The sequence below is a fragment of the Litorihabitans aurantiacus genome, assembly GCF_030161595.1.
Taxonomy (GTDB): domain Bacteria; phylum Actinomycetota; class Actinomycetes; order Actinomycetales; family Beutenbergiaceae; genus Litorihabitans; species Litorihabitans aurantiacus.
Genome location: NZ_BSUM01000001.1, coordinates 3,173,446 through 3,190,135 on the forward strand (window position 1 = coordinate 3,173,446; position 16,690 = coordinate 3,190,135).

The following is a 16,690-nucleotide window of genomic DNA, read 5'->3' on the forward strand; positions in this document are numbered from 1 at the left end:
GGGTATCCGGCGCGGGCCGTACGATCATCTCGAACGCCGTCGACGGGAGGGTCGTGATGCGCCGCAGCCCGATCGACCGCCTGCTCGGCCGCCCGAGCGGACTCCCGGGGCGCCGCCGGCCGCGGAGCCGAGCCTCGCTCACCGTCGCGCTCGTGGCCTTCGTCGCCGGCATCCTGTTCGCCACCAGCGCCACCCTGTTCGCGGGGTTCGACGACGGCCGGCCGCGCGACCTGCGCTCGCTCGTGGCGCAGGAGAGCGAGCGACTCGCGGAGCGCAACGACGCCGTCGACGACCTCCGCTCGGAGGTGGCGACGCTCCAGGCGAGCCTCGACGTCGACGCGGGCGCCGCCCCCACGGACCCGGCGGTCCTGCTCGCCGTCGGCCAGGAGGACGTGCGCGGCGCGGGGGTGAGCGTCACGCTCACGGACGCGCCGGCGTCGTCCTCCTCCGACAACCTCGACGACCTCGTGGTGCACCAGCAGGACCTGCAGTCGGTCGTCAACGCGCTGTGGGCGGGCGGCGCCGAGGCGATCGCCGTCCAGGGGCAGCGGATCATCGCCACGAGCGCCGTGCGGTGCGTGGGCAACGTCCTCCTGCTGCACGGACGGACCTACTCGCCGCCCTACGTCATCGAGGCCGTGGGCGACGCCGACGCCCTCACCGACGCGCTCGACGCCGACGCCGGGGTCCGTCTGTACCGGCAGTACGTCGAGGCGTACGGCCTCGGCTACACCCTCGAGGCCGACGACGCCCTCGACCTGCCCGCCTACACCGGCGCGCGTACGCTCTCCTACGCGACCGCCGTCGAAGGGACACGATGACCACCGTGGCGCAGCCGGCACCGTCCCGGCGAGAGCAGCGACGCCGCCGGCGCGGCGGCGTCGGGTCGGCGATCGTCGGCGTGATCGGTGAGCTCCTCATCACCGCCGGCATCCTCATCGGGCTGTTCGTCGCGTGGCAGCTGTGGTGGACCGACGTCGAGGCCGACCGGTTCCAGGCGACCGTGTCGGAGGCTCTCGACGCCGAGCTCCCCGAGTCCCCCGTCGTCGTCGCCAAGCCGAGCGAGGGCGAGATCCCGGTCGCGGAGGCGCCGCTGGACGCGACCACGTTCGGGCGGCTGTGGGTGCCGCGCTGGGACACGGGTGAGCCCTACAGCAAGCCGATCTCCGAGGGGACCGACCGCGCCACCGTGCTCGACAAGCTCGGGATCGGGCACTACGAGGGCACCGCGATGCCGGGCGAGGTCGGCAACTTCGCGCTCGCGGGGCACCGGCAGAGCCACGGCAAGCCGTTCTACGACATCACCACGCTCGAGGTCGGCGACCCGCTCGTGGTCGAGACGGCGGAGGCCTGGTACGTCTACCGCGTCACGGACAGCCTGATCGTGAGCCCGCGGCAGACCGACGTCATCGCGCCCAACCCCGCCGACCCGCAGGCGGAGGCCACCGAGGCGTCGATCACCCTGACCACCTGCCACCCGCTGTTCTCCACGCGCGAGCGCTACATCGTGCACGGGACGCTGGACAGCTGGGTGCCGCGCGACGCCGGCCGCCCCGCCGAGCTCTCACCGGAGGCCTGACATGTACGCAGCCATCTGGCGGATCCTGCCCGGCCCGGGGTGGCTCAGGGCGATCCTCGCGCTGATCCTGATCCTCGCCGTCGTGGCGGCGCTGTTCCTGTGGGTGTTCCCCGCGGTGGCGCCGCTGCTCCCCTTCGACCAGCAGACCGTGGAGTGAGCATGACCGCAGGCCGAGCGCCCCGCATCCTCGTCGTGGACAACTACGACAGCTTCGTCTACACGATCGTCGGCTACCTGCAGCAGCTCGGCGCCGAGACCACGGTGCTGCGCAACGACGCCCTCACCGGCGACCCCGAGGAGCTGGCCGACGTCGACGGCGTCCTCGTCTCACCCGGTCCGGGGACGCCGGAGGGCGCCGGCGCGTCGCTCGACGTCATCGCCGCGTGCGCCGCGACGGCGACGCCGATGCTCGGGGTCTGCCTCGGGCACCAGGCGCTCGCGGAGGCGTACGGCGGCGTGGTCACGCACTCGCCCGAGCTCATGCACGGCAAGACGTCGGCGGTGACGCACGACGGCGCGGGCGTGTTCGCCGGGCTGGGTGCGCCGTTCACGGCGACGCGGTACCACTCGCTCGCCGTCGTGACCGAGACCGTGCCCGACGAGCTCGAGGTCACCGCCTGGACGGGCGGCGGCGACTCACCCCGGATCGTGATGGGGCTGTCGCACCGCGAGCTCCCGCTGCACGGCGTGCAGTTCCACCCCGAGTCGGTCCTCACCGAGGGCGGTCACCGACTGCTGGCCAACTGGCTGGCGATCGCGGGCGACGACGGCGCGGTGGCCCGCAGCGAGGGCATGCGCCCGCTGGCCGCCCTCTAGTCCGCGAGGACTTCCTGGGAGCCCGCGAGGGGTTTGTGGGAGCCCGCGAGGTACGTCTGGGGACTCGCGAGGCACTCGTGGGGGACCGCGAGGTACTTGCATCGTCGCAAGTACCTCGCGGACTCCCACAGACCCCTCGCGAGTCCCCAGAAACCCCTCGCGGAGGTGTGGGGATCAGTCGTCGTCGCCGCGGCCCCCGCCGCCGTTGGTGGGCGGCGGGGAGGTGGTCGACGTCGGCGGCGGGGTCGTCGCCGTCTCGGTCGGCGCGGTGGCGAGCCACACGGTGACCTCGCTGCCGCGGTCGACCTGGGTGTTCTCCGGCTCCCACCGGGTGACCTGACCGACCTCGACGTCGCCGTTCGGCTCCTCCTGGAACGACGCCGTCAGGCTGACCTCCGCCAGCGCCGCCTCGGCCTCGGCCCGCGTCATGTCGTCGAGGTCCGGGACCTCGACCTGCGCCGAGGCGACCGACACGGTCACGGTGGACAGGCGCGGCACGACACCGGTCGGCTCCCACCCGGTGACGGTCCCCGCCGCCGCGGAACCCGTCTCGTCCTGGGTGAAGGTCGCCGAGAGGTTGGCGTCGCGCAGGAGCTGCGCAGCCTCGTCCTGGGTCCTCCCGGTGAGGTCCGGGATCGTCACGTTGCCGGAGGCGACGTAGAGCACGAAGGGGGCGTTCGGCGCCGCGGACTCGCCGACGCCAGGTTCGATCCTGAGCACGTCACCCGCCTGCTGGGACCCGTCGTCCTCCTCCATGATGCGGATCTGGTTGCCGGTGAAACCGGCCTGGTTCAGAGCGGTGGTCGCCTGGTCGGCCGTGAATCCGATGACGTCGGGCACGGTCAGCGTGTCGGGACCGGACGAGATCGTGACGGTCACGGTCTGCCCGGGCGCGATGAGCGAGCCCGCCGCCGGGTCGCTGCTGATCGCGAGGCCCGCCTCGACGTCGTCGCTCGGTGCCTCGGCCCGTGCGAAGACGAGCTCCGCACCTTCGATCGTGGCCTGCGCATCGGCCTCGCTCTCACCGGCGACGTCGGGCACCGCCACGTTCTCGGGCGTCGTCTCGGTCGGGGTCGGCTCGGGCTCGTTCTGGCGCGCGTTGTTCACCGCGACCGCCACGATCCCGGCCACGAGCAGCGCGAGCACGATCCCGAGCACCCAGATCCACGCGCGTCCCTTGCGCGGCTCCTCCTCGGGCGCCACGGGCGGGAGGTCGGAGGACGTCTGCGCCGTCGGCGGACCGGCCATGACCTGCGTGGCCGCCGCGCGGGCGGCCGGGCTCGCCGCCGCCACGGTGGCGGCGTTGGCCGCGGCGATCACACCGACCGCGGGCGCGCCCACGACGCCGCCGCGCTGCGCGGCCTCGAGGTCCGAGCGGAACTCCTCGCCGCTCTGGTAGCGCACGTCGCGGTCCTTCGCGAGCGCCTTGAGCGTGATGCGGTCCAGCTCGACGGGGACGTCGGGCGCGAGCGAGCTCGGGGTCGGCGGATCCTCGCGCACGTGCTGGTAGGCGACGGCGACCGGCGAGTCCCCGATGAACGGCGGGCGCCCGGTCAGCAGCTCGAACAGCAGGGCGCCGGTGGAGTAGACGTCGGAGCGCGCGTCGACGACCTCGCCGCGCGCCTGCTCCGGGGAGAGGTACTGCGCGGTGCCGACCACGGCCTGCGTCTGCGTCATCGTGGCCGCCGAGTCGGCGATCGCGCGCGCGATGCCGAAGTCCATGACCTTGACGTCGCCCGCCGTCGTGATCATGACGTTCGCGGGCTTGATGTCGCGGTGCACGATGCCCGCGTGGTGGGAGTACTCGAGCGCCGACAGGACGCCGGCGGTGATCTCCACGGCCTCGTCGATGGGCAGCGCGGCGCCGTCGCGGATGAGTTCGCGGACGGTGTGGCCCTCGACGTACTCCATGACGATGAAGGGCAGGTGGTGGGTGACGCCGTCGGCACCGACGTGCCCGTCCTCACCTGTGTCGTACACCGACACGATCGCGGGGTGGTTCAGCGCGGCGGCCGACTGCGCCTCGCGGCGGAAGCGGGCCTGGAACGTGGAGTCCTGGGCGAGGTCGGAGCGCAGCAGCTTGATCGCGACGCGGCGCGAGAGCCGGTTGTCGCGGCCGATGTACACCTCGGCCATGCCTCCGCGGCCGATGAGCTCACCAACCTCGTACCGTCCCGCGAGCACGCGGGGCACCTGATCTACCACGAGAGAACCTTCCGACTTCCGAGGTCGACCGTCTGGCCGACCTCCTCCTGCCACCCGCGGTGCGGGAGACGTGCCCGGCCGCCTCCGGCCGGGACCATCACGACGGCAGCCACCAGCGCCGCCGTCGAGCCAAGGTTAGCGAGGGTCAGGATCGCGAGCGTGACCAGCATCGCGGCCAGCACGATCCCGACGGCGAGCGCCACCTGCCGCTCGCGGCTCGGCGCGCGGCGCCTCGAGCGCCGCGGGGCGGGGTCCGCGCCACCACTGACCGATGCCGATGCCGCCGAAGCCGCCGACGTCCGCGCGGCCGTGGATGCGTTCGCGTCGCCGCTCCCGTCCGCCGCCGCCCCGCGACCACCGCGCCGCAGGGCCAGCGTCGGGAGCCGCCAGGCCCCGCGCACCCGGGCCGGGTCCCAGGTCCCGGCGTCGAGGTCGGAGCGCAGCGCGCGCGCCCGTTCGGCCACGACGGCGGCCGATGCCGGCCGGTCGGCGGGGTCCTTCGCGAGCATCTGCTCCACGAGCGCGCGCAGCGCCGGGTCCACGTGCGCGGGCAGCGCCGGCAGCGGCTCGGTCACGTGGGCGAACGCGATGTCGACCTGCGTCGCCCCGGTGAAGGGACGGCGGCCCGCCAGCGCCTCGTACGCGATGATCCCGAGCGCGTAGACGTCGCCGGCGCCCGTGGCCGGGCGCCCCATCGCCTGCTCGGGCGGGAGGTACTGGGCGGTGCCCATGACCATCCCGGCATCGGTCATCGGCGCCTGGTTCGCGCCGATCGAGATGCCGAAGTCGGTGAGCTTGACCGCGCCGTCGGCGGTCATGAGCAGGTTGCCGGGCTTGATGTCACGGTGGACCACTCCGGCGGCGTGCGCGGCGGCGAGCGCGTCGGCCGTCTGCGCGAGCACGTCCAGCAGGGTGCGCGGGCTCAGCGTCCCCTCGCGCCGCAGCACGGTGGAGAGCGTCTCGCCCTCGACCAGCTCCATCACGAGGTAGCCGAGACCGCCGACCACGCCGGCGTCGTAGGTGCGGGCGATCCCCGGGTGCACGAGGTCACGCGAGTTCCGCGCCTCGGCCGCGATCCGGTCGAGGAACAGCTTCTCGCCGGCGAACTCGGGGCGCATCACCTTGGCGGCGTAGCGCTGACCGCTCTCGACCTCGACGGCGGTCCACACCTCGCCCATCCCACCGATCGCGAGGCGTTGCGTGAGCTCGTAGCGGCCGTCCAGCACGACCCCGGCGCGCGGCGTCATCGAAGAGCCGCCTGCATCACGGCGCGCGCGATCGGCGCGGCGAGCTGACCGCCGGAGTACTGCTGGCTGGCCGGGTCGGCGCCGTTGACGAGCACGACGGCGACGGCGACCTGCGGGTCGTCCGCCGGGGCGAAGCCGGTGAACCAGGCGTGCGGGAAGTCGCGCGAGGTGCCCTCGTTGATGCCCGTCTGGGAGGTGCCGGTCTTCCCGGCCACGCGCACGCCGTCGATCGCCGCGCGCCAGCCCGTCCCGTTCTCCACGACGCCGACCATCATCTCGGTCATGGTGTCGGCCACCTCTGGCGTCACGGCCTCCGACAGGGTGCGCGGCTCGGTCTCCTCGACCACCGTCAGGTCGGCGGCGCGCTCGGTCGCGATCACGTGCGGCGCCATGACCTCGCCGTCGTTCGCGATGCCGGCCGCGATCATGGCCACCTGCATCGGGGTGGCGCGGACGTCGCGCTGGCCTATCGCCGCCTGGCCGAGCTCGGCCTCGTCCGCGATCTCCCCGAGCCTGCCCGGGGTGACGGTCATGGGGATCTGGAGCTCGGCGTCCCACCCGAACGCCTCCGCCTGGTCGCGGATCGCCTGCTCGCCGAGCGTGATCGCGAGCTGCGAGAACGGCGTGTTGCACGACTTCGCGAGCGAGAGCGCGAGGGTGGCGGTCTCGCCGTCGTCGCACCGCTCGCCCGAGGGGTTGGAGATCGTCGCGCCCGACCCGGGCAGCGCCAGCGTGTCAGGCGCGGGCACGCGGGTCTCGGCGTCGTAGTCACCGGTCGACAGCGCCGCGGCGAGGTCGATCAGCTTGAACGTCGAGCCGGGCGCGTAGGTGTCGCCCGCGATCGCGCGGTTGACGAGGGGGTCGCCCGGGTCGTCGAGCAGCTCCTGCCAGGCGGTCTGGACGGGGCCGCCGTCGTGCCCCGCGAGCACGTTCGGGTCGAAGCTCGGGCTGGAGACGAGCGCGAGCACGGCACCGGTGGCTGGGTCGAGCGCGACGACGGCGCCCTCACGCCCCTCGAGCGCGTCCCACGCCGCCTGCTGGACGGCCGGGTCCAGGGTGAGCTCGACGGACCCGCCCTGCGGCTGCCGCCCCGTGACGAGGTCGCCCAGGCGCTGCCGCCACAGCGACGGCGCGGTGCCGTTGAGCACGGTGCCCGCGGCGCGCTCGACGCCGCTCTGCCCGAAGACGATCGAGCTGTAGCCGGTGACCGGGGCGTACAGGGGGCCGTCGGCGTACGTGCGCAGGTAGGAGTACGGGGTGTCGACGGGCACGGAGGTGACGATCGGCTCCCCGGCCACGACGATCGGGCCGCGCTCGCGCCCCTGCTCGCGGTAGGTGGCGCGCTGGTTGCGGGGGTCGGCGTTGAGGTCGCCCGCCTGGAAGACCTGGATCCAGGTGAGGGCGCCCATGAGGACGACGAACATCGCCATCACCACGATGCTGAGGCGTCGCAGGGGGTGTTCACGCCTCCCTCACCTCCGTCGCGTCGCTGGGGGTCGTGTCCCCGGGGCTCCCGGTGCGCGCGGCGGCGGGGATGCGCGCGGCGGGCACGACGGCGATCGGCGCCTGCTCGACGACGGAGCCCGGGCGGCGCGCGCCGTCGGACAGCCGCAGCAGCAGCGCCAGGATGATCCAGTTGGCCAGCAGCGAGGAGCCGCCGGCGGCGAGGAACGGCATGGTCAGGCCCGACAGCGGGATGACGCGGGTGGCGCCGCCGACCACGATGAAGCACTGCAGCGCCACGATGAACGCCAGGCCGCTGGCGAGGAGCTTGCCGAAGCCGTCGCGGATCCCGATCGCGGTGCGCAGGCCGCGCTGCGCGAGCAGCACGTACATGAGCAGCACGGCGATGATGCCGACCAGCCCGATCTCCTCGGCGATCGAGGGCATGATCATGTCGGCGTTCGCGGAGTAGGTCAGGTGCGGGTAGCCCTCGCCCCACCCGGTGCCGAACAGCCCACCGCCGGCCATCCCGAACAGCCCCGAGACGATCTGCCCCGAGCCGCCCGGGTTGCGGCCGTAGATCTCGGGGTCGAGCGCGTGCAGCCAGACGTCGAAGCGCGCCTGCACGTAGCCGACGTTGGCGGCCACGACGGCGACGCCCCCGAGCGTGAGCAGCCCGCCGATGATGACCCAGGACAGCCGCTCGGTCGCGACGTAGAGCATCGCGATGAAGAGGCCGAACAGCAGGATCGAGGTGCCCAGCTCGCGCTGGCTCAGGAGCACACCGACGCTCACGGCCCACGCCAGCAGGATCGGGCCGAGGTCGCGCAGCCGCGGCAGCGTGATGCCGAGGACCTTGCGCCCCGCGAGCGTGAGGGTGTCGCGGTGCGTGACGAGGTAGCCGGCGAAGAACACGGCGAAGCACAGCTTGGCCAGCTCGGCGGGCTGCAGCGTGAGCGGACCCATCCGCACCCACAGCTGCGACCCGTTGATCGTGAGCCCGATGCCCGGCACGAGGGGCAGCAGCAGCAGGGCGATGCCCGCCACGAGCGCGGTCCAGGTGTAGCGGCGCAGCGTGCGGTGGTCGCGCAGCAGCACGAGCACGACGAGGGCTGCCACGGCGCCGACGGCGATCCACATCATCTGCCGCGACGGGTCCTGGTCCCAGGCGACGTCCCGGCCCCGCAGCCCCGCGTGCACGCGGGCGATCATCGCCAGCCCGATGCCGTTCAGCGCCACCACGAGCGGCAGCATGATCTGGTCGGCGTAGGGCGCGCGCCACCGCAGCACGAGGTGGACCGCCAGCCCGACGCCGCCCAGCAGCGCCGCGACGCTCCACAGGTCGGCGGGCGGCGCGCCGTCGGTCGCGAGGCCCACCTGGAGGTAGGCGTAGACGCCGATCGCGACGGCGGGCAGCAGCAGCGCGAGCTCGCGCCAGCGGCTGCGCGAGGGGGTCAGGGCCTCGATGGTGACCATCAGGAGGTGGCGCCCTCGGTCGGCGCGGGCGCCTGCGCGGGGTCGGTCGGGGCGGCGGGAGAAGTCGGGGCGGCCGGATCGGTGGGCGCGTCGGTGCCCCCGGCGCCGCCGTCGTCGGTGCCCCCGGCGCCGCCGTCGTCGGCGTCCTCGCGCGTGCTCTGGGCCCGCAGGCTCTCCACGAGTTCCTCGGCGTCCGCCAGCGACCCGCTCTCGGGCGTGATGCCCTGCGCCAGGCGGTCCTGGGCGAACTGCGGCAGCTCGTCCACGCGCAGGTCGGTGGTGTCCACGACGCTGCTCAGCCGCAGCGGTCCGAGCTCCTGCGGGATGCCGCGGTAGACCGCGACGAACTCGCCGGAGGCGGCGACGTAGTGCTGCGTCTGCGTCCACCGGTAGCCCGAGACGCCCGCGGCGGCCAGCACCAGGGCGACCACCAGGGAGATGACCAGGACGCGGGTGCGACGACGGCGGGGGCGGGGCTCGCCGTCGTCCTCCGCGCCCGTCTTCCGGGCGCGCTTCGCGTCGGGGGTCGCGTCGTCCTCCTCCTCCGTCGACGTCGACGCCGCGGCCGTCAGCGCGGCGGCGCGTCCGGCCGCGCCCGTCGCGCCGCGGGTGGGCCGCTGCCACTGCGACGCAGCCGATCCGACGACCTGCGGGGAGGTGTCGGGGGCGGCGCCGTCGGGCAGCTCGTCCAGCTCGACGACGTCGGCGACGACGGCGGTGATGTTGTCCGGGCCCCCGGCGCGCAGTGCGAGGTCCACGAGCTGGTCCGCGCACTCGCCGGGGTCGCGCACGCCGGTGAGCGTCTCGACGATCGTGTCGTGGCTGACGAAGGAGGAGACGCCGTCGGAGCACAGCAGGAACCGCTCGCCGGCGTGCAGCTCGCGCACGGACTCGTCGAGGTCGACGCCGAGGTCGTGGTCGCCGAGGACCCGCAGGATCACCGAGCGGTGCGGGTGGTTCTCGGCCTCCTCGGGGTCGAGCTGGCCCGCGTCCACGAGGTGCTGCACGTAGGTGTGGTCGGTCGTGAGGCGCGTGACCTCCTCGCCCCGCACGAGGTAGGCGCGAGAGTCGCCGATGTGCACGAGGGCGAGCTTCTTGCCGGTGCGCAGCGCGGCGATGAGGGTGGTGCCGAGCCCGGCGAGCTCGGGCTTGTCGAGTGCACGCTGGCGGAGCTCGCTGTGCGCCTCCACGACGGCGTCGCGCAGCAGCGTGAGCATGTCGCCCGTGTGCGACTCCCCGTCGAGCGGGGCCAGGTGGGCGATCGCGATGGAGGAGGCGATGTCGCCGCCGGCCGGTCCGCCCATGCCGTCCGCGAGCACCAGCAGGTGCGGACCGGCGTAGCCCGAGTCCTGGTTGGTCGAGCGGATGAGCCCGACGTCGGAGCGCGCCGCGTAGCGGAAGGCGAGGGTCACGAACTACCTCCGCAGCTCGACGAGCGTCTGGCCGACCTTCAGCTGGCGGCCGATCTCGAGCGGCTCGGGATCTCCGACGCGGTGCTCGCCGAGCCACGTGCCGTTGGTGGAGCCGAGGTCCTCGACGAACCAGCGGCCGTCGTGCGGGAAGATCCGGGCGTGCCGGCCGGAGGTGTAGTCGTCGTCGAGCACGAGGGTGCACGACGGCGCACGCCCGATGAGGACGGCCGACGAGCGCAGGTTCAGCGTGGTGCCGGCGAGCGGTCCCGCGCGCACGACGAGAGTGACGGGGGCCGAGCGGGGCGCACCGCCGCCGCCCGCGGAAGCGCCGTCGTCGCGCTGGTCCCTCGAGTCCCGGGGAGCGGCTCCCGATCGGCCGACGCGACGGCGACCGCCCGCGCGCGCACCGACGCGCGTGCCGTAGATGTCACCGCGCAGGGTGCGCAGGCACCACAGGATCGTGAGCCACAGCAGGGCGAGGAACGACAGCCGCAGGAGGGTGAGGACGAGTTCGCTCACTCCTGCGCGCCCTCACCGGAGTAGTACAGCAACCGGGTGCGGCCGAGGGTGATGGTGTTGCCGTCCACGAGGGTCGCCGCCGAGATGCGGTTGCCCTCGACGAACGTGCCGTTGGTCGAGCCGAGGTCGGTCACGACGACGCCGCGCGCCGTCCGCCGGATCTCCAGGTGGCGGCGCGAGACGCCCGTGTCGTCCACGACGATGTCGGACTCGGTGCCGCGGCCCAGCACGGTGGCCTCGCCGGTCAGGAGGTAGCGCTTGCCGTCGATGTCGATGAGCGGGTGGCGGGGCGGCTCGGGGACGGTGCCGGTCCAGGCCTGGGGCTGCGCCGCGCCGTCGGGCTGGCTGTGCTGCCCCTGCTGGCGCTGGTCGGCGCCCGAGCGGACGGTGGAGGAGTGGACGCGGAAGCGGCCGGTCTCGAGGTCGGGCTTCGCGGCGAAGGTGACGGCGAGCGGCCCGACGAGGGAGAAGCCCTGCTCGCGGGCGTGCTCGGCGGCGGCGGCGATGATCTCGTCGGCCAGGGCGTCCTCGCCCCACTCGACGACGCGCTCGTGGTCGCTCTCGCCGAGCTCGACCTCGAAGGTGTTCGGCACGACGGTGCGGCCCCGGGAGAACGCCGCCGCGCGCTGGTCCATGTCCTTGCGGATGGCGCTCGCGATCTCCACGGGCTTGACCTCGGAGCGGAACGCCTTCGCGAAGGCCGAGCTCACCACGCGCTCGACGCCCTTCTCGAAGCGGTCGAGAACGCCCATCGCGCACCTCCCGGTCTGTCCGCCGCGGCCGCTGGGGCCGGCCTGTCTGGTCTGGTCACTGCTCGTGCGGGTCGTGCTGGATCGTGCTGGCGGGGACGTGTGCACGCGCGCCGGGCGCGACGGCGGCTCCGTCCCGGCGTTCATCGTACCGGGGTGGGTGGTGCGCGAGGAGGTGGCGGGGTGGACGCCTCGTGGACGTGGGGTGGGCGGCGGCGCTGGTCGAGGCGGGGCGGCCGGTCCCCGGGTGGTGGGGGCGCCGCCGCGGTGGCCGTCGGCGGGTGGTCGACCCGTGGTCGGAGGTGCTCCGAGGCGGTGATAGGCTCGTCCGCGCTGATCCCGTGGCGACCGAATGGTCGCGGCAGGGGACGCACCACGCGCAAGTGGCGGAATAGGCAGACGCGCACGGTTCAGGTCCGTGTGTCCGAAAGGACGTGGGGGTTCAACTCCCCCTTGCGCACCGCGTGACGGCGGGGCCCCGGGTGACCGGGGCCCCGCCGTTTCTCGTTCTCGGCTCGGCGGAGGGTGGGCCGTCGATCGAGCGGTGCCCTCGCTATGAGCGGCTGCGTCTCGCTCATAGCGGCTGGCGGCGGCGCCGACGTCGGGCTCACCCCTCTGACCTGCGACGATGTGATCGCCAGCGCTGTGAGCCCACCACCAGCCGCTGTGAGCGAGACTCAGCCGCTGTGGGCGAGGGGTGCGGTGGGCCCGTCCGACGCCGCGTCGTCGCCCCGGTGCCGTCACCACCCGGTCCCCGTCACGGTCCGGGCGTCAGGCGCGCTCCCACGTGACGACCAGGCGCCGTACCACCCGCACCGCCACGTTCAGCCCGATGCCCAGCGCCGACAGGATGATCAGCAGCGCGAAGACGGCCGGTGTCTCCATCCGCCCCTGCGCCTGCAGGATCATCACTCCGAGACCCTTCTGCGCTCCGACGAACTCGGCCACGATCGCGCCGATCATGGAGGCGGCGACGGCGAGCTCCAGCCCGGAGAAGATCTGGGGGAGCGCCGAGGGCACGAGGAGGCGCAGCCGCACCTGCATCGGGGTGGCGCCGTTGACTCGGAACAGGTCCACCTGGTCGCGGTCCACCGCGCGCAGGCCGTGGATCGTGTTGACCAGCACGGGGAAGAACGCCAGCAGCACCACGACCACGACCTTGGAGGAGAGGCCGAACCCGAACCAGATGACGAACAGCGGCGCGATCGCGACCTTCGGGATCGACTCGATCGCCACGATGTAGGGGAAGACGATCCCGTACACGGTGGGGAGCTGCGCGAGCGTGATCGCCAGCGCGAGTCCGAGCCCCACGCCGATCGCGAGACCGAGCCCGACCTCGGTCATCGTCGCGCCCGCGGCCTCCAGGTAGCGGGGCAGTGCCGCCGGGTCGGTCAGCGCCACCAGCACGTCGCTCAGCACGGGCACGACGTAGGAGGGCGTGCCCAGCGCCTGCGGCAGGAACTGCCAGGCGAGCAGCAGTACCGCCAGCACGCTGAACGTGCCCACGAGCCGGCGGGTGCGCGCGCTCCACCCGGCGGTGGTGCGACCGGCGCCACCGGGCGCGGGGGTCGGGGTCGAGCTCGGCGTCGTGTCGGGGGTGTCGATCGCGGTCATGCTGCCTTCACCTCGAAGTGTCGTCGGATCCGGGCGCTGAACGCCGCGAACTCGGGCGTGCCCATCAGCTCGAGCGTGCGCTCGCGGCCGAACGGGATCTCGATCTCCTCCACGATCCGACCGGGCCGGGCGCTCATGACGATCACGCGCTGCGCCAGGAACACCGCCTCCGGGATGGAGTGGGTGATGAGGACCGCGGTCTTGTGCGTCTCGCGCCAGATGCGGTTGACCTCGACGTTCAGCGCGTCCCGCGTCATGGCGTCCAGCGCCCCGAAGGGTTCGTCCATGAGGAGCAGCGAGGGCTGGTGCACCAGCGCGCGGCAGATCGCCGCACGCTGCTGCATCCCGCCCGAGAGCTCGTCGGGCCGCTTGTGAGCGAAGTCCTCCAGCCCCACCATCCTCAGGAGGTCCATGGCCCCCTCGCGGTCGGCCGGGCTCGCCCGGCGCTTGAGGGTCACCGGCAGCAGCACGTTGGCGAGGATGTCCAGCCACGGCAGGAGAGTCGCCCGCTGGAAGACCATCCCGACGTCGGCGGAGGAGCGGCCACCGAGCTCGCGCCCGCCGAGGATGCCGACGCCGCTCGAGTGCTGCTCGAGATTGGCGAGGATCTTCAGGAGTGTCGTCTTGCCGCATCCCGAGGGTCCGACGATCGCCACGAACTCGCCGTCCTCGATGGTCAGCGAGATGTTCTGCAGGGCGACGACGTCGCCCGTGCGGGTGCCGTAGACCTTCCCGAGCCGGTCCAGCTCGACCAGCGCGGTCACAGCTCGATCCCGTAGACGTCGCACAGGTTGCGGTGGAGCACCCGTTCGGCGAGCCAGGTGGCCTGGCGCGGCGTCCAGAGGCGATCGCGCACGCCGTCGTCCAGCACGCCGTCGAGCGCCGCGCGGGCGCGCGCCGTGGAGGAGACGTGGAGCTCGGGCGAGCCGGTGTCCGTCCCGAACATCACGCGGTTGGCGGGGAGCAGCTCCAGCCACTCCTGCAGCACGCGACCGAGGGTGTGGTGCTGCAGGTAAGGCATCCAGGAGAAGTCCAGGTGCACGTTGCCGTGCATCTGCGCGAGCGCGGTCAGGTGGGAGGAGTAGGGGAAACCGCCGTGGATGAGGATGACCTTCAGGGTGTTCAGAGCGGGGTCGCTGATCAGGCCCTCGAGCAGCAGCGGGTTGGCCGTGGAGATCCGCAGTCCGGGTTCGGTGTGGCCGAAACCGGTGTGGATCTGGACGGGCATCTCCCGGGCGACCGCCCACTCCGCGATGACGAACGCGAGGTGGTCGGCCAGCGCCTTGTGCGCGGCCGGGTCGAGGTCGGCCTCCGCCTCACGGCCCTCGAAGGGCCGGGCGGCGCCCGCCCGCAGCGTCGTCCACGCCGAGCGGGCGGTCTCGCGGTCGGTGCGGACGAACTCCAGCGTGCGCACGTACGCCGACGCGATCTTCAGTCCGACGAACCCTTCGGCGCGACGCCGTTCGAGCGAGGCGATCACCAGCTCGGTGTAGGCCTCGAGCGTGTCCGGAAGGGCGGTGCCGGCGATCTCCAGCTGACGCTGCAGCACCCGGTGGAAGATGCGCCGGAAGCGCGGGGTGTCCGTGCCGCGGCCCGGCCACGCCGGGTGTCCGAAGGGGAACAGGTACGGATCGATGCGGGCGATCGGCTTGTAGCGCTCGTGGGGCCACACCCGCGCGTCGATCTCCGGGATGTCGGTGAGCACGCTCGCGGTCCCGGACAGCAGGAGTGCGCGGTCGTAGAGCCCGACGAAGTCCTCGGTGCGCGCGCGGGCGCTGACCTCGTCGATGTGCTCGGTCGGCACCGGTCCGTACAGGGCGTCGCAACCCTCCTGCAGCGCGACGGCGTGGACCGTCGTGGACTGGAAGCGGCGGCTCTCGGTGACGAGTGCGGGGATGCCGAGCTTGTCGCCGAGGGCGGCTGCGCCGTCGTCGTGGCCCTGCTCCACCAGGCGCATGTACTCCTGGTACTCCGTGTGCGGAACGCGCCCCTCGACGTGACCCATCGCGTTCTCGACCGTGTAGTGATCGACGCCGGCGACCGGCTGACCCGGCCTGACGTAGGCGGCGTGGGAGTGGTGGTCGATCGCGGGGACCCCGTCGGTCCAGGTGAGGGCGCTCACTCGCTCCACCCCTGCGCTGCAGCGACGACGGCGTCGCCGTCGAAGTCGTTGTAACCCTCGACCAGGAGGTTGCCGACGTGCGCCTGCGCGTCGATCTCGGTCGGAATGATGCCGCTGGTGAGGGCGAAGCTCGCCCATGCGGCGACGGCCTCCTCGGAGTAGGCGCCCCAGCTCGAGGTGCCCTGCGGGTCGTCGGCCAGCAGGAGCTCGATGCGGCGCTCGAGGGAGGTGAGGTCCGTCGCGAGCTGCTCGTCCTCCGAGACGCCGGCGAGTCGGGTCGAGGGGAAGTCCTCGTACATGATGCGCAGCGCTGCCTCGGGGTTGGTGGCGGTGAAGAGCGTCGCCTTCGCCATCGCGCGGCCGAACCCCTCCACGACCTCCGGGTTCTCCTCGAGGTACTCGGGCGAGGTGAAGTAGGTGGTCGAGAAGAGCGAGGCCACCTCCGGTGTCGTGAAGTAGTTCAGCTCGGCACCGGTCGCCTCGAAGGCGGCGTACTCGGTGTCCCACAGCGAGAGCGCCTGGACCTGGTCGGCCTCGAGGGCCTGCAGCGCCGCGGCGCCGGTGCCCACCGCGATGTCGGTGTAGTCGGACCCGGCCTCGAGGTCGACCGACTCGAGGATCCCGTGGGACAGCAAGAGGTTGCTGCTGCCGAGGCTGGACTGGCCCAGCGAGCGACCCTCGAGGTCCTCGAGACTCTGGACGGGTCCGTCGGCCAGGGACACGATCGAGCCGGTCTGCTGGCGGATGTAGTTATAGACCAGCTGGAGGTCCGTCCCCGACTCGATGGCCTGCCAGAGCGGTTCGGGCGGTGTCGATCCGATCTCGAGCGAGCCGGAGCTGATGCCCTGCACGATCGAGGTGGAGTCGGTGGTGTGGACGATCTCGAGATCGATCCCCTCCTCCTCGAAGTAGCCGAGGTGCTCGGCCACGGCCATGGGCGAGTTGTTGGCGCCCATCTGCGTGGGGAGCCCGAATCGCAGGAGGACCTCGCCGTCGTCGGTGGCGCCCCCACCCCCGAGCAGGAGGCGAGCAGCAGAGCTGTCAGTGCGGTCGAGGCCGCGAGGGTGGTGCGCGAGCGGGACATGGTGTCTCCAGGGGGTGGTGGTGGGTGCGACGGCGTGCACCGCCGGGGCGCCGTCGTGACGGCGGGAGCGGTGGGAGCCGGTGGTGGTGCGGTCCGCGGAAAGGGATGCGGCGGAGGACGGGATCAGCCGGAGGTGCGTGGACCCAGGGGGACGGAGGGCGGGGTGACCACCCAGATGGCTTCGGCGACGACGTCGCCGACGTTGACCACACGGTGCGGCACGTTCGTGCGGTACTCGATGCTGTCGCCGGCGTCGAGCACGTGCGTCTCGCCGTCGACCGTGATCTCCAGGCTCCCGCGGACGACCAGGCAGATCTCCTGGGAGTCGCCGTGGGTGTAGTCGTCGCCACCGGTGCCTCGCCCGGGTGCGTACTCCGAGACCAGGACCTCGACGTTGCCGACGGGGGTTGGGTGATGCCGTGGT

16 protein-coding genes and 1 tRNA gene are annotated in these 16,690 nt (G+C 73.0%); 5 read left to right on the forward strand and 12 right to left on the reverse strand.

Features of this window, described 5'->3' with window-relative positions:
- The first annotated feature begins 56 nt into the window (after positions 1-56).
- Genes QQK22_RS15135 through QQK22_RS15150 form a run of 4 tightly spaced genes read left to right on the forward strand, consistent with a single transcriptional unit; the run spans position 57 to position 2,395 of the window.
- A complete protein-coding gene (locus QQK22_RS15135; RefSeq protein WP_284251785.1) occupies positions 57-821 on the forward strand; it encodes a DUF881 domain-containing protein in 765 nt (254 codons plus the stop codon).
- Positions 818-1,579 carry a class E sortase gene (locus QQK22_RS15140; RefSeq protein WP_284251786.1) on the forward strand — a complete coding sequence of 254 codons (762 nt, stop codon included), beginning with the start codon at positions 818-820 and terminating at the stop codon, positions 1,577-1,579. The genes QQK22_RS15135 and QQK22_RS15140 overlap by 4 nt, the downstream gene beginning before the upstream one ends.
- A gap of 1 nt (position 1,580) precedes the next feature.
- Entirely contained in the window at positions 1,581-1,736 is a 156-nt protein-coding gene (locus QQK22_RS15145; RefSeq protein WP_284251787.1) for a hypothetical protein, read from the forward strand.
- A gap of 2 nt (positions 1,737-1,738) precedes the next feature.
- Positions 1,739-2,395 carry an aminodeoxychorismate/anthranilate synthase component II gene (locus QQK22_RS15150; protein ID WP_284251788.1) on the forward strand — a complete coding sequence of 219 codons (657 nt, stop codon included), beginning with the start codon at positions 1,739-1,741 and terminating at the stop codon, positions 2,393-2,395.
- Between the two features lie 174 nt (positions 2,396-2,569).
- Here QQK22_RS15150 and pknB read toward each other — a convergent pair whose 3' ends face one another.
- The 7 genes from pknB to QQK22_RS15185 are packed head-to-tail and all read right to left on the reverse strand — an operon-like array spanning position 2,570 to position 11,449.
- A complete protein-coding gene (gene pknB / locus QQK22_RS15155; protein ID WP_284251789.1) occupies positions 2,570-4,579 on the reverse strand; it encodes a Stk1 family PASTA domain-containing Ser/Thr kinase in 2,010 nt (669 codons plus the stop codon).
- Between the two features lie 14 nt (positions 4,580-4,593).
- On the reverse strand, positions 4,594-5,847 hold the full coding sequence (locus QQK22_RS15160) for a serine/threonine-protein kinase (RefSeq protein ID WP_284251790.1): 1,254 nt from the start codon (positions 5,845-5,847) through the stop codon (positions 4,594-4,596).
- Positions 5,844-7,277 carry a peptidoglycan D,D-transpeptidase FtsI family protein gene (locus QQK22_RS15165; RefSeq protein WP_284251791.1) on the reverse strand — a complete coding sequence of 478 codons (1,434 nt, stop codon included), beginning with the start codon at positions 7,275-7,277 and terminating at the stop codon, positions 5,844-5,846. The genes QQK22_RS15160 and QQK22_RS15165 overlap by 4 nt, the downstream gene beginning before the upstream one ends.
- A 31-nt stretch (positions 7,278-7,308) precedes the next feature.
- On the reverse strand, positions 7,309-8,766 hold the full coding sequence (locus tag QQK22_RS15170; RefSeq protein ID WP_284251792.1) for an FtsW/RodA/SpoVE family cell cycle protein: 1,458 nt from the start codon (positions 8,764-8,766) through the stop codon (positions 7,309-7,311).
- Entirely contained in the window at positions 8,766-10,178 is a 1,413-nt protein-coding gene (locus QQK22_RS15175; RefSeq protein ID WP_284251793.1) for a PP2C family protein-serine/threonine phosphatase, read from the reverse strand. Before QQK22_RS15175 ends, QQK22_RS15170 begins: the two co-directional genes overlap by 1 nt.
- A 3-nt stretch (positions 10,179-10,181) precedes the next feature.
- The gene (locus tag QQK22_RS15180) at positions 10,182-10,697 is read right to left on the reverse strand and encodes an FHA domain-containing protein FhaB/FipA (protein ID WP_284251794.1); all 516 of its coding nucleotides are present in this window, start codon (positions 10,695-10,697) and stop codon (positions 10,182-10,184) included.
- Positions 10,694-11,449: an FHA domain-containing protein gene (locus tag QQK22_RS15185; protein ID WP_284251795.1), complete on the reverse strand. Its 756-nt coding sequence runs from the start codon at positions 11,447-11,449 to the stop codon at positions 10,694-10,696. Before QQK22_RS15185 ends, QQK22_RS15180 begins: the two co-directional genes overlap by 4 nt.
- 374 nt (positions 11,450-11,823) lie before the next feature.
- On the opposite strand from QQK22_RS15185, the gene QQK22_RS15190 reads away from it, so the two are divergent.
- Positions 11,824-11,906: transfer RNA gene (locus QQK22_RS15190), tRNA-Leu, on the forward strand.
- Positions 11,907-12,217: 311 nt separating this feature from the next.
- On the opposite strand, the gene QQK22_RS15195 is transcribed toward QQK22_RS15190, so the two are convergent.
- From QQK22_RS15195 to QQK22_RS15215, 5 genes are all read right to left on the reverse strand, one after another.
- Entirely contained in the window at positions 12,218-13,060 is an 843-nt protein-coding gene (locus QQK22_RS15195) for an ABC transporter permease (protein ID WP_284251796.1), read from the reverse strand.
- Positions 13,057-13,824, reverse strand: coding sequence for an ABC transporter ATP-binding protein (locus QQK22_RS15200; RefSeq protein ID WP_284251797.1), 768 nt, complete (start codon positions 13,822-13,824; stop codon positions 13,057-13,059). Before QQK22_RS15200 ends, QQK22_RS15195 begins: the two co-directional genes overlap by 4 nt.
- A complete protein-coding gene (locus tag QQK22_RS15205) occupies positions 13,821-15,182 on the reverse strand; it encodes an amidohydrolase family protein (protein ID WP_284251798.1) in 1,362 nt (453 codons plus the stop codon). The genes QQK22_RS15200 and QQK22_RS15205 overlap by 4 nt, the downstream gene beginning before the upstream one ends.
- Positions 15,179-16,306 (reverse strand): ABC transporter substrate-binding protein, encoded by a 1,128-nt coding sequence (locus QQK22_RS15210; protein ID WP_284251799.1) that lies wholly within the window; start codon positions 16,304-16,306, stop codon positions 15,179-15,181. Before QQK22_RS15210 ends, QQK22_RS15205 begins: the two co-directional genes overlap by 4 nt.
- A gap of 83 nt (positions 16,307-16,389) precedes the next feature.
- The gene (locus QQK22_RS15215) at positions 16,390-16,650 is read right to left on the reverse strand and encodes a cupin domain-containing protein (protein ID WP_284252784.1); all 261 of its coding nucleotides are present in this window, start codon (positions 16,648-16,650) and stop codon (positions 16,390-16,392) included.
- Positions 16,651-16,690: the final 40 nt, after the last annotated feature.

Excerpts from the sequence above, each read along its gene's own strand:
- QQK22_RS15135 (WP_284251785.1), top strand. The coding sequence starts at position 57 with ATGCGCCGCAGCCCGATCGACCGCCTGCTCGGCCGCCCGAGCGGACTC.
- QQK22_RS15140 (WP_284251786.1), top strand. The coding sequence starts at position 818 with ATGACCACCGTGGCGCAGCCGGCACCGTCCCGGCGAGAGCAGCGACGC.
- QQK22_RS15145 (WP_284251787.1), top strand. The coding sequence starts at position 1,581 with ATGTACGCAGCCATCTGGCGGATCCTGCCCGGCCCGGGGTGGCTCAGG.
- QQK22_RS15150 (WP_284251788.1), top strand. The coding sequence starts at position 1,739 with ATGACCGCAGGCCGAGCGCCCCGCATCCTCGTCGTGGACAACTACGAC.
- QQK22_RS15160 (WP_284251790.1), bottom strand. The coding sequence starts at position 5,847 with ATGACGCCGCGCGCCGGGGTCGTGCTGGACGGCCGCTACGAGCTCACG.
- QQK22_RS15165 (WP_284251791.1), bottom strand. The coding sequence starts at position 7,277 with ATGGCGATGTTCGTCGTCCTCATGGGCGCCCTCACCTGGATCCAGGTC.
- QQK22_RS15170 (WP_284251792.1), bottom strand. The coding sequence starts at position 8,766 with ATGGTCACCATCGAGGCCCTGACCCCCTCGCGCAGCCGCTGGCGCGAG.
- QQK22_RS15185 (WP_284251795.1), bottom strand. The coding sequence starts at position 11,449 with ATGGGCGTTCTCGACCGCTTCGAGAAGGGCGTCGAGCGCGTGGTGAGC.
- QQK22_RS15195 (WP_284251796.1), bottom strand. The coding sequence starts at position 13,060 with ATGACCGCGATCGACACCCCCGACACGACGCCGAGCTCGACCCCGACC.